The organism is Chitinophaga sp. G7 BAM 1005 (genome assembly GCF_057126945.1).
This window is the reverse complement of sequence record NZ_CP181478.1, coordinates 2,188,569-2,210,523: the sequence shown is the minus strand read 5'-3', so window position 1 is coordinate 2,210,523 and position 21,955 is coordinate 2,188,569. Positions and strand designations below refer to the sequence as shown.

Annotated in this window: 10 protein-coding genes; 2 read left to right on the top strand and 8 right to left on the bottom strand. The window is 47.2% G+C overall.

The features are described 5' to 3' along the window. Positions 1-7 precede the first annotated feature (7 nt). The 5 genes from ACMXI2_RS08885 to ACMXI2_RS08865 all read right to left on the bottom strand — a co-directional run bounded on the left by ACMXI2_RS08885 (position 8) and on the right by ACMXI2_RS08865 (position 16,797). Positions 8-10,975: an Ig-like domain-containing protein gene (locus ACMXI2_RS08885; RefSeq protein ID WP_483781334.1), complete on the bottom strand. Its 10,968-nt coding sequence runs from the start codon at positions 10,973-10,975 to the stop codon at positions 8-10. 63 nt (positions 10,976-11,038) lie between these two features. After that, the gene (locus ACMXI2_RS08880; protein ID WP_483781333.1) at positions 11,039-11,200 is read right to left on the bottom strand and encodes a hypothetical protein; all 162 of its coding nucleotides are present in this window, start codon (positions 11,198-11,200) and stop codon (positions 11,039-11,041) included. Positions 11,201-12,027: 827 nt separating this feature from the next. Beyond that, a complete protein-coding gene (locus ACMXI2_RS08875) occupies positions 12,028-12,555 on the bottom strand; it encodes a GNAT family N-acetyltransferase (protein ID WP_483781332.1) in 528 nt (175 codons plus the stop codon). Positions 12,556-12,664: 109 nt separating this feature from the next. Beyond that, entirely contained in the window at positions 12,665-14,092 is a 1,428-nt protein-coding gene (locus ACMXI2_RS08870) for a hypothetical protein (RefSeq protein WP_483781331.1), read from the bottom strand. A 311-nt stretch (positions 14,093-14,403) separates the two neighbouring features. Continuing rightward, on the bottom strand, positions 14,404-16,797 hold the full coding sequence (locus ACMXI2_RS08865) for a TonB-dependent siderophore receptor (RefSeq protein WP_483781330.1): 2,394 nt from the start codon (positions 16,795-16,797) through the stop codon (positions 14,404-14,406). A gap of 287 nt (positions 16,798-17,084) precedes the next feature. Between ACMXI2_RS08865 and ACMXI2_RS08860 the strand changes: the two genes are divergently transcribed. Continuing rightward, the gene (locus tag ACMXI2_RS08860; RefSeq protein ID WP_483781329.1) at positions 17,085-17,759 is read left to right on the top strand and encodes a response regulator transcription factor; all 675 of its coding nucleotides are present in this window, start codon (positions 17,085-17,087) and stop codon (positions 17,757-17,759) included. Positions 17,760-17,794: 35 nt separating this feature from the next. Next, entirely contained in the window at positions 17,795-19,078 is a 1,284-nt protein-coding gene (locus tag ACMXI2_RS08855; RefSeq protein ID WP_483781328.1) for a sensor histidine kinase, read from the top strand. Between the two features lie 12 nt (positions 19,079-19,090). Here the strand turns inward: ACMXI2_RS08855 and ACMXI2_RS08850 are convergent, their stop codons facing one another. The 3 genes from ACMXI2_RS08850 to ACMXI2_RS08840 are packed head-to-tail and all read right to left on the bottom strand — an operon-like array spanning position 19,091 to position 21,900. Next, positions 19,091-20,017, bottom strand: a complete 927-nt coding sequence (locus ACMXI2_RS08850) for a transporter (protein WP_483781327.1) — start codon at positions 20,015-20,017, stop codon at positions 19,091-19,093. A 12-nt stretch (positions 20,018-20,029) separates the two neighbouring features. After that, positions 20,030-21,070 carry a cytochrome-c peroxidase gene (locus ACMXI2_RS08845; protein WP_483781326.1) on the bottom strand — a complete coding sequence of 347 codons (1,041 nt, stop codon included), beginning with the start codon at positions 21,068-21,070 and terminating at the stop codon, positions 20,030-20,032. Positions 21,071-21,081: 11 nt separating this feature from the next. Next, the gene (locus tag ACMXI2_RS08840; protein ID WP_483781325.1) at positions 21,082-21,900 is read right to left on the bottom strand and encodes an MbnP family protein; all 819 of its coding nucleotides are present in this window, start codon (positions 21,898-21,900) and stop codon (positions 21,082-21,084) included. Positions 21,901-21,955 lie beyond the last annotated feature (55 nt).

Sequence of the window (21,955 nt, the reverse complement as noted above, 5' to 3'; positions counted from 1 at the left end):
CGAATGATTACCGTACCAATAGTATCCAGCCTTTGAAGGCTTTCTCGCCGGAGGCATCTTTCACTTTAAGAATATAATAATAAGTTCCTTCGTTAAGTCCGTTACCATCCCAGGTATTACTATAGTTAGTGGAATGATATACCTGGTTACCCCATCTGTTGTAGATATCCAGTATTACGCCCTGATAACGTTCCAGTCCTCTTATTATAAACTTGTCGTTCTTACCGTCTCCATTTGGCGAGAGTGCATTTGGTACAGACAATGCTTCGCTTTCCACCGTGAGCACAACCGTAGCCGGGTTTGACGATACGCCACTTGTATTCCTTATGACATACTTCAGACTGTCTGGTCCTGTGTAACCCAGATCCGGCGTGTAGGTAATGGTGCCGTCGGGGTTCACGATTACCGTACCGTGTTTAGGTTGTTCTGTGATGATGATGCTGCCGCGGTCTATTCCAATACTGTCGGAATCATTATCGATCACTGGTATTACTACCGGTTTATTCGTAACCGTAGAGCTGCTATCTCTTTGTGCTACAGGCGGAGCGATCACCGGTGTTACTTCAATAACAACAGTAGCCGGATTGGATATCGTGCCTTTGTTATCTTTCACGGTGTACTTAAAGTCGTCCTGGCCGTTGTATCCTGGTGTTGGTGTGTAAGTGACCGTACCATTTGGATTCACGGTTAGCGTACCATGTTTAGGTTGTTGCGTGATTACTACTGTAGATGGATCAACCGGGTTTGTTTTTGTTGAGTCGTTGCCCAGTACCGGGATGGTTACCGGTGTATTCGCCGGCGTGGTAGTTGAGTCGTTCACTGCTACCGGTGGTATTGGCGCCGGTGTGGTAGTGATAACTACTTTCGCGGGTGCTGATGTGGTACCGTCTGGACTCTTCACCGTGTAGGTGAGTGTATCCGGACCGCTATATCCTGGGTTTGGCGTGTATGTCACGGTGCCATCAGGATTTACGACTACTGTGCCGTGTGTTGGTGGCGTTACGATGGTTACCGTAGTGCTGTCCAATGGACTGCCGTCGTTGTTCAGCACCGGTATGGTTACTGGCGTGTTTGGCGGTGTGGCGCCTGCATCATCAACCGGTGTAGGTGCAACGCCAGGGGTTTTGATGACTACAGTGGCCGGGTTGGATACTAAGCCACTGGTATCTTTCACGGTGTACAGCAATGTATCTAAACCTGCGTAGTTATTCGTTGGTGTGTATGTGACTGTGCCGTCAGGGTTTACTGTTACCGTACCATGTTTAGGTTGTTGCGTGATTACTACTGTAGATGGATCAACCGGGTTTGTTTTTGTTGAGTCGTTGCCCAGTACCGGGATGGTTACCGGTGTATTCGCCGGCGTGGTAGTTGAGTCGTTCACTGCTACCGGTGGTATTGGCGCAGGTGTGGTAGTGATAACTACTTTCGCAGGTACTGATGTGGTACCGTCTGGACTCTTCACCGTGTACGTGAGTGTATCCGGACCGCTATATCCTGGGTTTGGCGTGTATGTCACGGTGCCATCAGGATTTACGACTACTGTGCCGTGTGTTGGTGGCGTTACGATGGTTACCGTGGTGCTGTCCAATGGACCGCCGTCGTTGTTCAGTACCGGTATGGTTACTGGCGTGTTTGGCGGTGTGGCGCCTGCATCATCAACCGGTGTAGGCGCTACGCCTGGTATGGTGATGATCACGGTGGCCGGACTGGATACTAAGCCGCTGGTATCTTTCACGGTGTACAGCAATGTATCTAAACCTGCGTAGTTATTCGTTGGTGTGTATGTGACTGTGCCGTCAGGGTTTACTGTTACCGTACCATGTTTAGGTTGTTGCGTGATTACTACTGTAGATGGATCAACCGGGTTTGTTTTTGTTGAGTCGTTGCCCAGTACCGGGATGGTTACCGGTGTATTCGCCGGCGTGGTAGTTGAGTCGTTCACTGCTACCGGTGGTATTGGCGCCGGTGTGGTGGTGATAACTACTTTCGCAGGTACTGATGTGGTACCGTCTGGACTCTTCACCGTGTAGGTGAGTGTATCCGGACCGCTATATCCTGGGTTTGGCGTGTATGTCACGGTGCCATCAGGATTTACGACTACTGTGCCGTGTGTTGGTGGCGTTACGATGGTTACCGTGGTGCTGTCCAGCGGACCGCCGTCGTTGTTCAGCACCGGTATGGTTACTGGCGTGTTTGGCGGTGTGGCGCCTGCATCATCAACCGGTGTAGGTGCAACGCCAGGGGTTTTGATGACTACAGTGGCCGGGTTGGATACTAAGCCACTGGTATCTTTCACGGTGTACAGCAATGTATCTAAACCTGCGTAGTTATTCGTTGGTGTGTATGTGACTGTGCCGTCAGGGTTTACTGTTACCGTACCATGTTTAGGTTGTTGCGTGATTACTACTGTAGATGGATCAACCGGGTTTGTTTTTGTTGAGTCGTTGCCCAGTACCGGGATGGTTACCGGTGTATTCGCCGGCGTGGTAGTTGAGTCGTTCACTGCTACCGGTGGTATTGGCGCAGGTGTGGTAGTGATAACTACTTTCGCGGGTACTGATGTGGTACCGTCTGGACTCTTCACCGTGTACGTGAGTGTATCCGGACCGCTATATCCTGGGTTTGGCGTGTATGTCACGGTGCCATCAGGATTTACGACTACTGTGCCGTGTGTTGGTGGCGTTACGATGGTTACCGTGGTGCTGTCCAATGGACCGCCGTCGTTGTTCAGTACCGGTATGGTTACTGGCGTGTTTGGCGGTGTGGCGCCTGCATCATCAACCGGTGTAGGCGCTACGCCTGGTATGGTGATGATCACGGTGGCCGGACTGGATACTAAGCCGCTGGTATCTTTCACGGTGTACAGCAATGTATCTAAACCTGCGTAGTTATTCGTTGGTGTGTATGTGACTGTGCCGTCAGGGTTTACTGTTACCGTACCATGTTTAGGTTGTTGCGTGATTACTACTGTAGATGGTGCTATCGGGTATGTTTTCGCCGAGTCGTTGCTCAGTACTGGTATAGTTACTGGCGTATTCAGTGGCGTACTGGTAGAATCGTTTACCGCTACCGGCGACACTGGCGCTGCGGTTACGGTGATGATCACTTTCGCGGGTACTGATGTGGTACCGTCTGGACTCTTCACCGTGTACGTGAGTGTATCCGGACCGCTATATCCTGGGTTTGGCGTGTATGTCACGGTGCCATCAGGATTTACGACTACCGTACCGTGTGTTGGTGGTGTTACGATGGTTACCGTGGTGCTGTCCAATGGACCGCCGTCGTTGTTCAGCACCGGTATGGTTACTGGCGTGTTTGGCGGTGTGGCGCCTGCATCATCAACCGGTGTAGGTGCAACGCCAGGGGTTTTGATGACTACAGTGGCCGGGTTGGATACTAAGCCACTGGTATCTTTCACGGTGTACAGCAATGTATCTAAACCTGCGTAGTTATTCGTTGGTGTGTATGTGACTGTGCCGTCAGGGTTTACTGTTACCGTACCATGTTTAGGTTGTTGCGTGATTACTACTGTAGATGGATCAACCGGGTTTGTTTTTGTTGAGTCGTTGCCCAGTACCGGGATGGTTACCGGTGTATTCGCCGGCGTGGTAGTTGAGTCGTTCACTGCTACCGGTGGTATTGGCGCCGGTGTGGTGGTGATAACTACTTTCGCAGGTACTGATGTGGTACCGTCTGGACTCTTCACCGTGTAGGTGAGTGTATCCGGACCGCTATATCCTGGGTTTGGCGTGTATGTCACGGTGCCATCAGGATTTACGACTACTGTGCCGTGTGTTGGTGGCGTTACGATGGTTACCGTAGTGCTGTCCAATGGACTGCCGTCGTTGTTCAGCACCGGTATGGTTACTGGCGTGTTTGGCGGTGTGGCGCCTGCATCATCAACCGGTGTAGGCGCTACGCCTGGTATGGTGATGATCACGGTGGCTGGACTGGATACTAAGCCACTGGTATCTTTCACGGTGTACAGCAATGTATCTAAACCTGCGTAGTTATTCGTTGGTGTGTATGTGACTGTGCCGTCAGGGTTTACTGTTACCGTACCATGTTTAGGTTGTTGCGTGATTACTACTGTAGATGGTGCTATCGGGTATGTTTTCGCCGAGTCGTTGCTCAGTACTGGTATAGTTACTGGCGTATTCAGTGGCGTACTGGTAGAATCGTTTACCGCTACCGGCGACACTGGCGCTGCGGTTACGGTGATGATCACTTTCGCGGGTACTGATGTGGTACCGTCTGGACTCTTCACCGTGTACGTGAGTGTATCCGGCCCGCTGTATCCTGGGTTTGGCGTGTATGTCACGGTGCCATCAGGATTTACGACTACTGTGCCGTGTGTTGGTGGCGTTACGATGGTTACCGTAGTGCTGTCCAATGGACCGCCGTCGTTGTTCAGCACCGGTATGGTTACTGGTGTGTTTGGCGGTGTGGCGCCTGCATCATCAACCGGTGTAGGCGCTACGCCTGGTATGGTGATGATCACGGTGGCCGGACTGGATACTAAGCCACTGGTATCTTTCACGGTGTACAGCAATGTATCTAAACCTGCGTAGTTATTCGTTGGTGTGTATGTGACTGTACCGTCAGGGTTTACTGTTACCGTACCATGTTTAGGTTGTTGCGTGATCACTACCGTAGCTGGTGCTATCGGGTATGTTTTCGCCGAGTCGTTGCTCAGTACTGGTATAGTTACTGGCGTATTCAGTGGCGTACTGGTAGAATCGTTCACTGCTACCGGTGGTATTGGCGCCGGTGTGGTAGTGATAACTACTTTCGCAGGTACTGATGTGGTACCGTCTGGACTCTTCACCGTGTAGGTGAGTGTATCCGGACCGCTATATCCTGGGTTTGGCGTGTATGTCACGGTGCCATCAGGATTTACGACTACCGTACCGTGTGTTGGTGGCGTTACGATGGTTACCGTGGTGCTGTCCAGCGGACCGCCGTCGTTGTTCAGCACCGGTATGGTCACTGGTGTGTTTGGCGGTGTGGCGCCTGCATCATCAACCGGTGTAGGCGCTACGCCAGAGGTTTTGATGACTACAGTGGCCGGGTTGGATACTAAGCCGCTGGTATCTTTCACGGTGTACAGCAATGTATCTAAACCTGCGTAGTTATTCGTTGGTGTGTATGTGACTGTGCCGTCAGGGTTTACTGTTACCGTACCATGTTTAGGCTGTTGGATAATAACAACACCGGCGGTATCTATCGGATTCATTTTTGTGGAATCGTTAGACAATACCGGTATTGTTACGGGGGTATTCAGAGGGGTAGTTGTTGAGTCGTTCACAGCTACCGGTGGCATTGGTGCTGCGGTTATTGTGATTACTACAGTAGCTATGTTAGAAGTCAGGCCAGCTGCATCCTTTACGGTATATGTGAGGCTGTCTGTTCCTGTATAACCCGGAGCCGGCGTGTAGGTAACTTTACCGCTGGTGTCAACAGTTATGCTACCATGTTGTGGTGGTGTGATGATAGCAACACTATCGTTATTCAGCGGTGAAGTGGATGCCGAATCATTAGCGAGTATATTTATCAGCACCAGCATATTAACAGGGGTGCTGGCGATATCATTTACTGCCACCGGCGGATTTACTATCGGTGTAGATGGACACCGGGCACCATCATTATTGCCGGAAAGCGGCCCCTGAGCAACAAGGCTGGCAACGATGCCTCCTGTATGCGGACTGGCGATCCGGTAAATGTTACCGGTTTCATTATTACTTACATACAAGTTGCCGTCGTTATCCATATAGGCAGCGCCGAAGGCAAGATTACCAGCGGCCTGTATACCACCACCGGCAACTTTTCCGAGGTTAGTACGTGCGCCTGTAGCCGGATTAAAGCGGTATAAATTGAAAGCATTCGTTGGATCGTTGTTATTATTGTTGAGCGCATAAAGATTACCATCTATCGGACTAAATGCCCAGTCAGAAATATTAGTAGCTGTTGTTGTCAGTGAAGGCAATAACTGCAGGTAGGTGGCGGATGCCGGATCAAGATCGATCCGGTAGATGGTAGTTGTGCTGGTTGTATACCAATACATCACGCCATTGCTATTTACATCTCCTATATTAGAATTGCTGTTAGCCGGGAAGCCAGCTATCGGGTATGTTCTCACAGACCAATCGCTGCCAACACGCACGATCTCATTGGTGCCGATGCGGGAGGCCCACAGGTAATTATCTTTCACATTATATCCAACCGCATTCATTGTTGCATTGGTGGTACCCAGCAGCCCGCTCTTACCGAGTGAAGATGTTCCTGTTGCCAGGTTTACCACAAAGGCATCCGTAGGACTGTTCTGGAACAGGTAGCCCAAAGATGTGGTACACGAAAATACCGGCTGTGGCGGCGGATCGATGGTGATATACACGGTAGCCACATTGGATACCAGTCCGCTGGTGTCTTTCACTGTATATTTCAGGCTGTCGGTTCCTATGTAACCTGCGGCTGGCGTATAGGTAACTTTACCACTGGTATCAGCGCTCACAGTACCATGTTGTGGTTGTGAGATGATAGTAACACTATCATTATTCAGTGGTGAAGTAAATGTTGAATCATTCGCTAATATATCTATCAGCACCGGTATATTAACAACTGTGGTAGCCGTATCATTTATTGTTTTAGGAGGTGTACCCGCAATGGATGATAAAGGACAACGGGCGCCATCGTTTCCGGTGGAAGCGGGGCCGTTCGCCATAAATTCCGCTACGATACCGCCAGTATGTGGATTACGGATCCGGTAGATCTTACCGGACGTATTGGCGCTCACAAACAAACTCCCTTCGTCATCCATATAAACAGCTCCAAACTGTGGGTTGGGATTATCTACCTGAATACCGCCGCCTGTTACAACACCTACTATGGTGCGGGCCCCGGTGGAAGGGTTAAAGCGGAGGAGCTGGAACGCAGCATCTCCTGTGCCACCACCTGCGCTGATGGTATACAGGTTTCCATCAACAGGACTGAACGCCCAATCGAAGATATTGGAAGTAGTAGTGGTAAGATTAGGTAGTAGTTGCAGATAAGTAGGCGAAGCCGGGTTTACATCTGCCCTGTAAATAATATTGGCTGTGCCGCTGTACATGAACAGTACTCCATCACTACTTACATCTCCGATGTATGCACTCGGATTTGAAGGCAATCCTGCAATTGGGAATAACCGGGTTGACCAATCACTGCCGATACGAACGAGCTGATTGGTATTACCCCGCTGTCCCCAGATGTAATTGTCTTTTGCGTTATACCCGATGGCATTTACGCCCCGATTCACCACGTCATTTATCAAGCCTGATTTAACCAGTGTGGATACGCCTGTAGCCAGATTCACTTCATATGCGCTTGCTACGGTATCCTGTACCAGGTAACCTAAAACGGCAGTACATGCAAAAGGAGGCTGAAGAGCATGAATCGTGATATACACCGTAGCGATATTAGATACTGCACCGGCTGTATCTTTCACCCTATACTTAAGGCTGTCTGTTCCCGTGTAATCTGTTGCCGGCGTATAAGTAATCTTACCACTCGTGTCAACAGTTAAAGTACCATGCTGAGGTTGCAGTGTAATAGCGGTACTGTCTTTATTGATTGGTGCACCGGTAGCTGAATCATTGGCCAATATATCTATCTGCACCGGTTTATTAACATCTGTGTCGGCCGTATCGCTCTTAGCAACAGGATCCAGCGGAGTACAGAATACTACTTTACCGTAATCAATTATTACTCCCCTGTCGGCGCCAGTTGGAGTTGTTCCATCTGAGAAAGAACTGTATTTATACGTATAGGTATTACCGTAAGCAACTACGAGCGGATCAGTTTGAGCTGTGTTGCTGAATGTATGCACGCCTGTTTGCGCAATTAGTTTCACCCAGAAACCGGCCTGGTTATTACCATTGCCATTGGTGCTTAAATTATTGGAGGAGAATATGCGTATGGTATCAGATATCAGCGTTACTCCTGGCGGAGGAGCAGGCAATGTACCTATTGTGATATTAAAGGTACCCAACTGCGTGAGGGTATTGTTTGCCAAATAGTTGGTAAAAAACAGGTCCGTTACGTTGGGAGAAGTAGTTGGCTCCTGTGTGGTATTGTTTGCAGGTAGCCCAACAAACTGACTTGCATGATTGGGTACTATACCAAAGGCCGGCGTATTTCTAACTCCATCCCAATCATTAGGCGCATAGGCAAAATAATTACCCCAGGTATGGTTGGAGCCTGCGAAGTGCTGGTTAAAATCTGAATACTGCACAGGTACCGTAAAGCTGTTACCTATACCGGGTATGGCGGTACCACTTGTCAGGTTATACACCAGGTTTACAGTTCCTCCATTGGCGCCTACTGCACCTGCTGCTGCAAGCGTAGCTTGCGGATCGAGCATATAAATGGTTTGTGTTCCCGTACAGGCCGGACTAATTGCAGTTATAGCCGTACTTCTGTTATTTCCGGGAATAGAATCCGTTAAGCCTCCGGAAACACTTACTGCAGCTGAATTAAAAATCGTTCCGGTGTTTCCTGCCGTACCTGTTACTGTTAGTTCTACTGAACTACCCGCAGGTAATGTTGGTATGATCAATCCAGCACCCTGAAGAGCTGCAACAGAGAGTGTAACCGGACAACCGGCGTTTCCTCCTGTCCCACTTCCTGCAACACATGTAACACTGGTAGCTGTAAAGTTTGCAACTGTCGAATCTGTTACTGCTACATTACTAACATTAACAGGTCCGGCATTAGTGACATACAATTTATAACTTAAAGCGCCATTAGGCAACACCATTGCCGGGCCACTTTTCACAATGGCCACGTCAACCGCTTTCGGCGGATTAATAGTGATATACACGGTAGCTATATTGGATATAGCACCAGTTGTATCGGCAACAGTATATTTCAAACTATCCGTACCCACGTAACCGTTAGTTGGGGTATACTGCAGCACACCAGCTGCGCCAATGGTTACGGTTCCGTTTTGCGGTTGGGTGATGATAGCAACGCTACCTGTATTTACAGGAGAATCCCCGGCGATATCATTTGTCAGCACACCAATGGATACCGGTACGTTCACATCTGTAACGGCAGTATCATTTATTGCTTTCGGAGGTACTCCGCCTATCGGCGACAATGGACAACGGGCGCCGTCATTTTGTGTTGAGCTGGGCCCGTTGGCTATAAATTCGGCAGTCAGATTACCGGTATGGGGATTGCGGAGCCGGTAGATCTTACCGGATGTATTAGCGCTCATAAACAAGCTACCTTCATCGTCCATATAAACTGCGCCGAATTGCGCGTTGGGATTATCTATCTGGATACCGCCGCCGGTGATGGCGCCTACGATTGTACGGGCGCCGGAGGAAGGGTCAAAACGAAGTAACTGGTATGCAGCATCTCCGGCGCCACCTCCGGCCGTTATTGTATACAGGTTTCCATCGACGGGGCTAAATGCCCAGTCGAAGATATTGGAAGAGGTAGTGGTCAGATCAGGCAGCAGTTGAAGATATGTCGGCGAGGCCGGGTCTACATCTATCCTGTAAATAGTATTGGCCTGACCGTTGTATAAAAACAGTACCCCATTACTACTTACATCTCCAATATACAGATTGACATTTGCCGGCAGCCCCGGAATGGTAATTAACTCAACCGACCAGTCGCTGCCAATGCGAACAATCTGATTCGTATTGGGCCGATGGCCCCAGACATAATTATCTTTTATGTTATAACCGATGGCATTTATCTCCTGGTTTGCTACATCATTTATCAGACCTGCTTTAGCCAATGTGGATGTACCTGTGGCCAAATTCACTTCATAGGCGCTTGCTACGGTACCTTGTACCAGGTAACCTATAACAGACGTACATGCAAACTTAGGCTGAACCGGCGGTACCGGCGCCAATGCGCAGGAGCCCAGATCTGAAACAGCAAAGCCGTCTACTGACGGCGACATATTCGGAGGCGTTTCAATGCCTGTTGTATAATTAGCGATACGTGGAGAAGCAGCAGTGAGATTTATGCCCTGCAGATTCCGCTGGAAGGGCACCTGATAAATAGCGCCGGCACTGGCTCCCAGGTAGATATTACCATTGAGATAAGCGGCGCCGTAGAAGTCAAAACTATTCAGCCCGGTGAGATTAATAAAGGGCTCTCCTACCCAGGTAGATTTAGTGAAGTCCACCCGGTATATGGTCCAGGAGTTATTGCCGGGATCTGCATTTGTTTTAGCGCCGAGATATCCGGCGCCAGCCTGATCAAAAAACATATCCGGCACCAAACTTTGAAGCGCATTTGTAGCACCTGGTAACGAAATGGCTTGTTTCTCCACTACTCCCGTTTTCAGATCCATTCTAAACACTACGTAGTCAGCATTCTGTTGTTGCGAGTTATTTACAACGCCGTATAATTTTCTATCTACGCTGTTAAAGGATAATCCACCCCACGGATCTAAATCCGGGGTGGTTCGTTTCAATCCGTTATAAATGGAGTCCGTAATTGTAGCTGCTCCGTTGACTAATTTATAAATAGGTCTGTTCGATTGTCCGCCATGTCCCCAGGTAGTTCCGAAGGCTGCGGGTTGTCCGCTTACAGGATCGACGCCTATTGCGAGGCTGCCCACCCAATAGCTGAAACCATCCGCGGGAGCGGCATTAGGTGCGCCAATAGTAGCCACAAAGCGGCCAACGGGATTGGTCAGTGAAGGGCTGCCATTTGCATCATTTACCAGGCCGACGATATTACTCGCCCCGTAGGATATATATAATGTCTGACAATTAAACTGACTGCCTTGCGGCGGAGTGGCTGTTGTTTGCACCGTCCAGGAAGATTGTGCATTTACGCTATAAATGAATATACAGTGTAACAACATGGCAACGAAAACGCTGCTGGCCGTTTTATGGGATCCGGCGAATAAATATAATAACCATTTAACGTCAATCCGTGATTTACTGAGAGTAGAATTATCCTGGATCATTATCATAAAAGTTTGATGAGGGAAGACGGTTTCATTATTAGATGGAGCATTCCGGCACGGCGACTATCGCTCCGGAATAAGTATATCATCATGATGGGTAATATCTCCTGAACGTGGACTACTGCAGGGTTTATCAGTGCCAGTATCAATAGCATTATGCTGCGTATAAAAATTAAACAGGGAGAGCAACACCACAACAATGCGGAATAAGATTATGGTTCTCATATAATGGGATTTATCTTTTCAATAAATTGATTTCAATGGGTGTAATAGAATAGCTTTTACAGAAAATTCCTGTTATTATGCAATGACGTAGACAAGATCCGGATGTATTTATTCCTCATATCACTGCATTGTGTTTACTATGCCTGGACTATACTGTATATTTTTCAATGATTTTGATTTCACAAGGCAAAAAACTCCTGTCCTGCCTGCATCCCCGGATGCTCCACTAATGCAGCAGCGGCAATACATAGCCAGTATGACCTTCCGGCCATTCAAATCACAAGGTTAAATAATAGCTTTCCTTGTTCTAAACAGGGTAGACATATAACGTTATAGTATAAACGAAACTATCCACATGACAATAACAATAACCTGTTACTTACTCAAGTAACAATAAACATTAAGACAATTAGCTGTCGCGGTCGGGTTCTTCATTGCTGATGATGATTTGCTAAAAGGTTTTCATAAAAACGGTTTGTTAAAGAAAAAGCGAATCCAGCCCCCAAATCAAAGGGAGAGACACTTTAGGTTAATACATCTTTAAATGCATAGCGACATTAAATTGAAGAATAGCAGAGTGGTAAGGCACTTTTACAGTAAGCTCTATTTGCATTACATCGAAGGCTGTACGAATATACAAAAACATTTAAAATGTCCAACAAACAATAATAATAATTGGCAGTAATGAACAAAATGAACAGAGAGATACAATTGGGCAAACAGAGAGATAACGACCACTAACTGGCATCCATCTTACTGCTAATCATCAAAAAATATTTAGCATCGTTTCCGGGGTCACCACTAGCGGGAGATTTCCTTAAATCACTTCATCTCCAGTTTCCTTTACTGATTTCATACACAAAATTTAACCTGGGCGTTTCTCCGTCATAAATCACCTCCTCCTCTGCAATTTTTTCTGCACCAATACGGCCAATGGCAATTTGTGAACGGATATTGCCGGCTCCGATATGGAAATAAACTTTTTCAACAAATTGAAAAACATAATCCAACATGATCGTTTTTACTGATTGGTTAATACCCTTTCCCCAACACGATGTAGCGTAAAATGTATAGCCTATGAATATGCTGTTGTCCTGTTCATCATAGTTATAAATCCGTGTACTTCCTATAATGTTCCCTGTGGCTTTATCCACTACTTTAAATGCTCCTTCGCTTTGCATTGCCCCGTCGAAGAACACCTGGAATACTTCTCTTTTCCAACGATCCTGATTCGGATGCTGCCGCCATATTTCCGGGTCTGATGCTACGGCGTATAAAGCTTCAAAATCTTTTCCTTCCAACGGGTAAAGGATCACTTTTTCGTTTTCTAATATGGGTTGTGTATTGAAACTCATTTGTCAGAATTTAAATTTTTTTTCACCATGATATCTGTCTGCTCATCTTCGCCTGGGTTGAAAATGTATTTATCAAACGCTACGAAACCATTTTTCGTGTAAAGGATATTTACAGGTTATGAATAAAGGCGATCATCAAAGCAGCAGTCATTCGTGTAGCCGGTACCGTGCCAATGACACCAGTCAGCAGGTTAGACTCTTTTGGATCATCGAAGTTAATGGGTTGCTGATAGTTGCCGGTGTGGCCGTAACCCAATAAAATACCTGTACGGAGATTGTATCGGCTTCTTTTGATGTTTACTCCCAGCTGGCAATAGTAGTTATCCCAGGTAGATGTATTAGGTGAAAATCCATTGGTATCTTTTCTATCAGCATAATTAAAATCAGTTCTGAAGGAACAATAGCCCGTTAATTGTGGTTTCAGCAGGTAGCTAACGCCAACGGACATATTAAAAATAGCTCTTCTGCCTTCCCGCATTTCCAGCAATGCGATGGCAGTTGAATTATTATTCCCGGTGTCTGGTCTTTCAAAAATTTCAGGACGCGGGGTAAGAATATTGTAATCTTTTACTTTCAGGAAGTATTCTGCCGCCATATATACCTGACCTTTGCGATAGTCGTATGCATAGCCTAAAGCTATGCTGGCGGGCATTTTATAGTTTGTTTTCAGATTTGTTTGCCGGGTGTTTGCCAGCAGGTTGATGGCTTCCTGATCTAAGTAATGGACATTTGCGATAGCATTATTACTCAGTAAAGTTCCTTTTCCTTGCAGGTGAATAAGGGGGGAAGAAAGTAATAGTCCGAAATGATGTTTCTCTGCTTCATAGCTAAAACCAACCCTCAATTTCAAACCGATGTGATGATAATCTACCTGGTAGGCGCCCTCATTACTGGCCAGCGGCATGGTGCTGGAGGTATTGTCGCCCAACAGCGCACGGGCGGTGAAATTTTCGCTGTAGTGCTGAGAGCGGGATTGTCCTTCCGCCATAAAACCGATTGCCCAGCGGTTGGAAAGTTTAAATCCCGAGCTGATAAGGGCAGATGTTTCCCGGGTAATGTTCTGAAAATTATACTGGCCGATATAATATTCCAACGCGGGATTTCCGTTGCCACCTACCACATTGAGCTTTGTATCCTGTTGCTGCGATACATTGTAATTCAGCACAGAGGTGTGTGTAAGTGCATAGCCTATATAAAGGGGTTTCCTGCGGCCCACCGATACGATACCGGATAACATCTGGGGGACACTGGAGGTAATACGTGAATGCAGGTTTTTCCCGGTACCGGCGCCATTCTTAACCTTGATGGATTCCACCTGGTACACTGTTCCTGAGATAGAAGCGGTTTTCTTTCTGGTAAGCGCCTGCAATGCGGGATTATAAAAAAGGACGCCGCTGTCCCTGTTGTTGGCGATAACAGCGCCGGGAGTAAAAAAGCCACCGGGGCCATAGTTACCGGACCAATAATTGGCATCCTGGGCAAACAACAATTGGCTTATGCATAAAAAAAGAATAGAGGTGAGTATTACTCTGATCATCATGTTGTACTTAACGGGTGAATAAGACGGTTCCTTACTGAACAACTAAGGCGGGAAATTGTTTGGGGAGGAGATCGCCTTCGGCGATTTTAAATTGTCTTGGAGCAGGATTACGCTGATTATACTGATTTTTTTGATTTTTATTCTTTTGATTTTTTATGATTTAATAATAATTAAGGGAGATAAAAGCGAATATATCCGCTTATATCTCCCTTAATCCTTTATAAAATCAAAAAAATAAAAATCAAAAAAATCAGTATAATCAGCGTAATCCTGCTCCAAGACAATTTAAAATCGCCGAAGGCGATCTCTTAGAACTTGTAAGACACCGTTCCGGTAAACTGGGTAGGCGGTATTGGGTTGATGCTATAGTTTTCGTGTACGTAGTAGCTATAAGTATTGGTAACATTGGATACTTTACCCATTACTGCAAAGCGTTTGAAAACATATCCTGCGCTCAGGTCGAGGGTAGAGAAGCCGGGAACAGAAATCAGGCGGTTGTATTTTTGTGTTTGATTGATAGTATTGTTCCAGCCCGCATAGCGCTGACCGAGGTAGTAATATCCAACACCCACTTTCAGTCCTTTCAGTTTTGTTTCCTGTAAAGTATAAAATGCGCTTGCATTGGCGGTGTGATTCGGGTTACCTACCAGGCGTTCTCCTTCTATGGAGCTGCCGGTAAGACCAGGCGTTTTTTCGATCGTCATGCTGTTATAGCTGTAGCCTGCTACGAGATCCAGACCTGCTACGGGATGACCTGCGACATCCAGTTCCACGCCCTGGCTGAGGGTTTCACCGATCAGGGTTTTTACACTGGTGTTGCTGTTAATTGTACCATCGCTCTTAAACGCTGCCATTTGTGCATAGTTGTTATTCCGGATGCGGTAGGCAGTAACGTTAACGGACAAACGTCCTTTCAGAATATCGTTTTTCACGCCCAATTCATACTGTTCAATAATGGATGGTTCCAGGTTTGCGCCATAGATATCCTGACCACTGTTAGGGGTAAACGAAGTGGAGTAGCTTGCAAATACAGCCGTAGATGCAACAGGCTTATACACCAGGCCGAAGCGGGGTGAAAATGCGTGATCATATTTAGATTTACCGGAGGTTTTACCACCTTTAAAGTTGTAGGTAACCGGGGCTTCTGTTTGCAGGTAAGAGAAACGCACACCTGCCAGTACTTTGATCTTTTCTGAGATGCTGATCAGATCCTGTACATAAGCGCCTAACCGGTTAACCGGTGCATTGAGAATCGTTTTCAGTGTATCTACCGGCATATCGGTACGACGCGGGAATTTATTGGGTTCGTATACATTGATGATATCATAGATACCGGTTGTTTTGTTGATAGATGGTACGGTGTATCCATAAGTGCCTGTGAGGTACCTGTCGGCATCCACGCCGGCGAGGATCGTATGCTCTATGGCGCCGGTCCTTACTTTGCCGGTTAAATCCACCTGTGCGGCGTAGTAATCTTCATTGGTGCCATTTCTTCCCAGCGGGCGCGCCCAGGTGCTGTCGCCTTTCGCCTGGATCCTTTCTATGGAATAATAGTCCCGGTAATATTTAGAGTAAGCAATGTTACCGGTGATTGCCCAGTTATCGTTCAGTTTATGTTTGATGTTGGCAGATGCAGTGGTTTGCTGCGTGTGTGCATACTGCCAGGGAGCGCCGTAGAAAGTGTTGCGCGACGTTTTGATCAATGCCGTATCGCCGATGGAACCGGTACCAAAATCCGGTGTGAAGTCGTGTTTCAGGTAATCTGCCTGCACCACTAATTCCGTGCGGTCGCTCAGTTTGAACAACAGGGAGGGATTTACATAGTAGCGTTTGGAGTGTACCTGATCGCGGTAGCTGTCGGCGGTTTCAAAGGTACCGTTTACGCGGTAGGCTATTTTGGACGACAGAGGGCCGTATATGTCAAAGGCGGGTTTCAGCAATCCGTAGCTGCCGGCACGGAGATTTACTTCACCACCAAAATTGAATTTGGGTTGTTTCGTAACCATGTTCATAACAGCGCCGGGAGATACGTTGCCATACAGGATGGCCGCGCTGCCTTTCAGCACTTCTACCCTTTCGAGAGAGCTCATTTCGGGCATAGCGCCGGAATTAACGCGGGCGCCGTTCTTGAAGGTATTGGTGCTGGAAAATCCGTAGCCCCGGGCGTTAAATGTTTCCTGTGTACCAGCTCTCATGGAGGCCATGTATACGCCGTTGATGTTCTTTACCACATCGCTGAGGCGTTGTGCCTGCTGGTTTTCCAGTACTTCATGACCAATGATCGCCACGCTTTGCGGCAGATCCATTACCGGTACCGGTAATTTCCCGATGCTTACCGGTCTTTTATTAATCGTTCTGGTTTTAGTGCCATCTACCACTACTTCGTTTAACTGGCTGGCGGTAGCTTCCAGTGCTATATTTACGGCGGTTACTTCATCTGTGCCGATAGTTACGGATTGATGCAGTGTTTTAGCGCCGGTGTAAGAGATGACCAGTGTATAGTTACCGGGCTTTACATTTTTCAATGTAAACTGACCAGCTTCGTCTGTCAGGGTACCCTTTTTAGTATCTTTCAATCCAATCGTTACAAATGCTGCAGGCTGCCCGTCGGCGGAGCTGATCTTTCCTTTAATGACACCCGTTTGTGCCAGTACAGTAAGGTTGATAAAAATGAGGCCGAGAATAAGGTATAAATGTTTCAACGAGATTAATTTTGTGCAAAGAAAAATCAATCCCATCGATTAGCTCAGACGGATCGGGAAAAGTTCCACTCCCCTGTGTACCGTGATTTACTCCTATAAATTGGGCGATCCCGCCGTTATTCATCTCCTGAAAGATAAATAAAAACACAATACAATTCATAAATGCATGTTATACAATTAATTAAGAATTATAAAGAAAGATAAACAGGATGACTACACGGCATCAAGTCCATGCTGGCAGTGGATAAATTCAGAATTTATTCAGAATTGAAACCTAATTTAGTGCCATGAAATTACTGATTATAGAAGACGAGATACAGCTGGCACAAAGCATTATCTCTTATTTGTCAGGTGAAAATTATGTATGTGAATATGCCGGTACCTACCAACAGGCATTGGCAAAAATAGAAATGTTTGAATATGAATGCATCCTGCTGGACCTGATGCTACCCGGCGGCGATGGCATCAGGCTGCTGGAAGAAATAAAAAAAAGGGATAAGGAAGAAGGCATTATTATCATTTCCGCGAAAGATTCTTATGAAGATAAGATACAGGGACTACAAACCGGGGCGGATGATTACCTCGCCAAACCCTTTCATTTACCGGAACTATCGGCCAGGATTTTTTCTATTATCAGGAGAAGGAAATTCAATAACAGCAATATTATCCGGCAAAATGAACTCACCATTAACCTGTTGTCGAAAACAGTGCTCATCAATAATGCACCGGTGATTCTCACCAAAAAAGAATTTGGCCTGTTACTCTATTTCATCGGCAACAAAAATAAAGTTATCTCTAAAAACGCGCTGGCAGAACACCTGTCGGGTGACATTGCCGGGATGCTCGATGATCATAACTTCATTTACGCCCACATCAAAAACCTGAAAAAGAAACTGGGCGAAGCAGGGTGCAGTCATTACCTGAAAACTATTTACGGCACCGGGTACAGGTGGGAAGTATAGTTTATCTTAGCAGCCTTAAAGCATCCTGCAAGGCTATGAATAAGTTGCTTAATAAATCGATGAGGGCATTTGTGCTATACGCCGGAATTGTGCTGGCGTGCAGCATTCCCGCCTATTACGCTATTATAGATTTCATATGGGCACATGAATTAAAAGAACATAACCGCATTGTAAGCGCCACCACCCGGCAAAACCTGCAGGCACTTTCCCTTACTGATAAAGAACTCACTGAAAGCGTGGCACTCTGGAATAAACTGCAGCCGGAAACACAATTACAACCTGTTGCCGCACTGCGGCCGGACTCCACGTATAACATCTACCGGAAAAATAAATACATCCCCGCAAAGGGCCGGGACAGGTTCCAGGGGCTGGTTACCTACTTTACGATCAATGGAAAAGTACTCCGGCTTACACAGGAAGTGAATATGGAAGAATCGCATGAAACCATTATCGCCATTGCAGGTGTGGCATTTCTTTTCTTCCTGATCCTGTTGGGCGGTCTTATTTTTATCAATAACCGAACATCGGAAAAATTGTGGCGTCCTTTTTACAGCAGCCTGCAAAAGATCCAGTCGTTTGACCTTCACAAGCAATATGCCATTGAATTTGAAAAAACCGGGATTGAAGAATTTGAGACGCTCAATCATCACCTGGAAAAACTCATTGCGGGTAATATTGCGGTATACAAACAACAAAAGGAGTTCACTCAAAATGCATCGCACGAATTGCAAACGCCGTTATCTATTGTGAAGTTCAAGCTGGACCTGCTGCACCAGAGCAAACCCATCACAGGCGAACAATCTGCGCTCATCGATGAGGCGCATCAATCGTTGTCGAAGGTAACACGCATCAATAAAAACCTGCTGCTACTGGCCAAAATTGAGAACAGCCAGTTTTCCGGGAAAGAAGCCATCAACTTATCGGCGCTGTTGGAAAATCATATTTCGTTACTGGACGATTTCCTGGAAGACAAACAACTGCAGGTAGTAAAACACATTGCACCGGACGTTGTGTTATCAGGCAATAAAATACTGGCAGAGATCATGCTCACCAACCTGATCATGAATGCTGTGCGGCACAGTCATCCGAAAGATACGGTTACCATTACCCTGAAGGCACAATTGCTGGAAATATCCAATACAGGCGCCATGCCATTGGAGGAGAAAATGCTTTTCCGGCGTTTTGGCACTTCCTCCCCCAACACAACCGGCACCGGTCTGGGACTGGCTATTGTGCGCCAGATTTGCCAGCTACATGGCTGGCAGGAAAGCTATCGTTTCGAAAATGGCTTTCACCTGTTTACCATCGCGTGGGCATAATTTATATGCGGACTAAAACAAATAAGTAACGTGTACCATTACACGATTTCCGGCTTTAATCCGGCTATCGGCCAGCTGTTGTGAAATAACGGGTTGAAAATTACCTCCCACGGAAACAACGCCCATAGTGGCTTCCAGCCCCGCCGTAGCCAGGAGCGAATGCCCGCCTGAAATATCCACTGCATACTTTTTTGCTTCCGTATCCTTTTCGGCTGTTTCGTACAGTATGCCTGCATTGGGCGCCAGCGTTACTTTTTCTGCTGTTCTTATTTTATAATAGGCCAGTATGTTTGCCGTGAATTTATTTCCATACTGGTAGTCGTATTTATTAGCGGTGTTGATCTTGTAGCTTACATTCGCATTTACGCCGAAGTCCATTAGCCGCACATCGTACATGGCATTTAGAGTGAAGTCGGTGCTGGCAGTGCCCAGCTGGAAATTATTAGGTGTGTCTTCATTTTCCTTGTGCTCTGCGGGCTCATATTTCCCGGTGGGTACTTTTATGCCCCCTCCTATCCATAGCGATTGTACCAACAGTTTACCATTGCCGGTAGTATGTTGTTTATCCAGTAGCTGGTAGTAGCCTACCACTGCTATATCGCCGATACCGGATTTACGCAGGGTGGCGCCCTGGTTTTCGCGGCTGTTGAAATTAACCGGTATAAACCCCAGCACCCGGAAGCGTTTGCCGATGTTCCATCCTCCCCAGAGTTCTGCTGTTTGGTAGATTTCGTTGGTAGTAAGATAGGAAGTTGTGCCTCCAGGCCCCAGGTGAGAACGCAGTGTTTTATACTGGTACCGGACACCGATGAACTTCTTTTTAAAATCCGGCAGCAGGCCGATGTAGTAGCTTCCTACGCCACAGCCGCAGATATCACAGGCCCTGGCCTCATAGATGCCGGTGGCTATACCCATCATCAACAGTAGTATTTTTTTCATTAGTTGGATATTTTATTGTGATTCTTCTGAGAACCGTTTGTCTTTAACAAAAGACCGGTCGTTCAGTGTGTTGAGGAATACCAGCAGTGATTGCTGTTCTGCTGCACTGAGCGGAATTCCGGGCTTCGTATTTATTTTCATCAGGGGATCGAGTGTTGGGCCGTCCTGCACTTCCGATGCGTAGTGATTTAGTACGCCCTGGAGCGTATAAAAGCGGCCATCGTGCATATAAGGGGCGGTGTAAGCGAGGTTACGCAGACTGGGCACTTTGAACTTATACCGGTCGGCAGGGTTCAGCGTGATCGGGTACCGGCCTTCGTCGTTGTTGGGACCGATGCCGATACCATTGTTCCGGAAGGAATGATCGGTGAACAGCGGCTCCTGGTGGCAGCTGCTGCATTTCTGCCGGAACAAGGTATAGCCCTGTTGTTCCGCCGGTGTGAAGGTGGCCTGTTTACGGGTTACGCTATCGTATTTCGACTGGTCGCTGACCACCATTACCATAAATTGCGAGAGTGCTTTCATCATCCGGGCGGTGGTGATTTCTTCTGTGCCGAATACTTTTTTGAACAGCGCCGGGTAAGGCGATGTTTGACGTAGTTTATTCAGCACGTTCCCCACTGTTTCATCCATTTCCACGAAGTTGGTGATGGGCGCTACCGGCTGCAGGTCGAGGTCAAAAACACCGCCATCCCACATGAAGGTAGTATTCCATGCCAGGTTCATGATGGGCGGAGAATTGCGGCTGCCCAGCCGGTCGTCGATACCATGACTTACATCATGCCCGTGATGGGTAAAGGCCGCGGTTTGAATGTGACAGCTGCCGCATGAAATGGTGTTATTGCGGGAAAGCCGCGGCTCATAGAACAGCTTGCGTCCAAGCTCAAAGCCTTCTTTGGTGACGGGATTGCTGACCAGTTTATATACCGGCGCAGGGAATCCTGCGGGCTGCTGAAAACCGGTAAATGTGCCGGCCGGTTCCTTTAGTTCATCGCTTTTGCTGCATGCCGGTAAAAGGAGTACCAGGAAGATACCCCATCTTAGTTTAGTCATGACCGTTAGTTTTAGTTCTCCGTATGATCGTGGTGGAACATATGTGTATAGTTATCCGCGATCTTTGCGCTGAAGTCGCCAAACATCACCGTGGGATTGGTTAAAATGCTGACGGTAGTAGCGCCATTGAACATTTTCAGGATGTCTACCATGAGGTGGATGTTCGCTTCCCTGCCCTGCCGCACTTTTGCTGCGCCGCCGGCGGTGAGGTTAATAGTAATGGTCCTGTTATTGTTTAAGGTAGGTGCGCTGTATCCACCGAAGCCGCCGATGTGGTACCGGAATTTGTGTTGCCCGCTGGGGTCTGTTGGGGCGGCATCAGAGATGCCTTCCATTTTAAAGAAGATGTATCCCATGTTCCAGCTCCAGTACATGCCATCGTCCATTCCGGCGGAAGGGTCGAGCACGCCGGTGCGCTTACTCACCTCCATTACACTGCTCAGGCTATCTACCCCCAGGATGAAACTCAGGGACGTATATTCTCCTTCCGGTACACGCACTTTTACAAATTGCGATGCTGCTTCTGATTCTGATACGAGGAAATAGCTGCTGTCTTTGGGAACGATATATTCCTGTCCGCCTGCATTTCTCACTTTAATATTGGTGATGAAATATTTCAGGCGGTCTACTTTAAAGGTTTCTCCTGCTGCGTTGATATAAGTGCCGGTATTCAGCTGGAGATTTTTATCGCCTGCGATGTTATCAAACTGAATAGATAAGGTGGCTTTCACGGTTTCATCTGCTACCGGGGTGGTATTGTCTTTTTTGCAGGCGGATATGCCACTGCTGATCACCAGGATGGTGAGTATAATTTGCCTGATACGATACATGTTAAATGGTGTTATGAAGAAATAATTATGAATGGCACGGGCAATAGATAGCCCT

Bases quoted from the DNA above. Each gene is read 5' to 3' on its own strand.
- ACMXI2_RS08885 (WP_483781334.1), bottom strand. From the start codon at position 10,975: ATGATCCAGGATAATTCTACTCTCAGTAAATCACGGATTGACGTTAAA.
- ACMXI2_RS08880 (WP_483781333.1), bottom strand. From the start codon at position 11,200: ATGAGAACCATAATCTTATTCCGCATTGTTGTGGTGTTGCTCTCCCTG.
- ACMXI2_RS08875 (WP_483781332.1), bottom strand. From the start codon at position 12,555: ATGAGTTTCAATACACAACCCATATTAGAAAACGAAAAAGTGATCCTT.
- ACMXI2_RS08870 (WP_483781331.1), bottom strand. From the start codon at position 14,092: ATGATCAGAGTAATACTCACCTCTATTCTTTTTTTATGCATAAGCCAA.
- ACMXI2_RS08860 (WP_483781329.1), top strand. From the start codon at position 17,085: ATGAAATTACTGATTATAGAAGACGAGATACAGCTGGCACAAAGCATT.
- ACMXI2_RS08855 (WP_483781328.1), top strand. From the start codon at position 17,795: ATGAATAAGTTGCTTAATAAATCGATGAGGGCATTTGTGCTATACGCC.
- ACMXI2_RS08850 (WP_483781327.1), bottom strand. From the start codon at position 20,017: ATGAAAAAAATACTACTGTTGATGATGGGTATAGCCACCGGCATCTAT.
- ACMXI2_RS08845 (WP_483781326.1), bottom strand. From the start codon at position 21,070: ATGACTAAACTAAGATGGGGTATCTTCCTGGTACTCCTTTTACCGGCA.
- ACMXI2_RS08840 (WP_483781325.1), bottom strand. From the start codon at position 21,900: ATGTATCGTATCAGGCAAATTATACTCACCATCCTGGTGATCAGCAGT.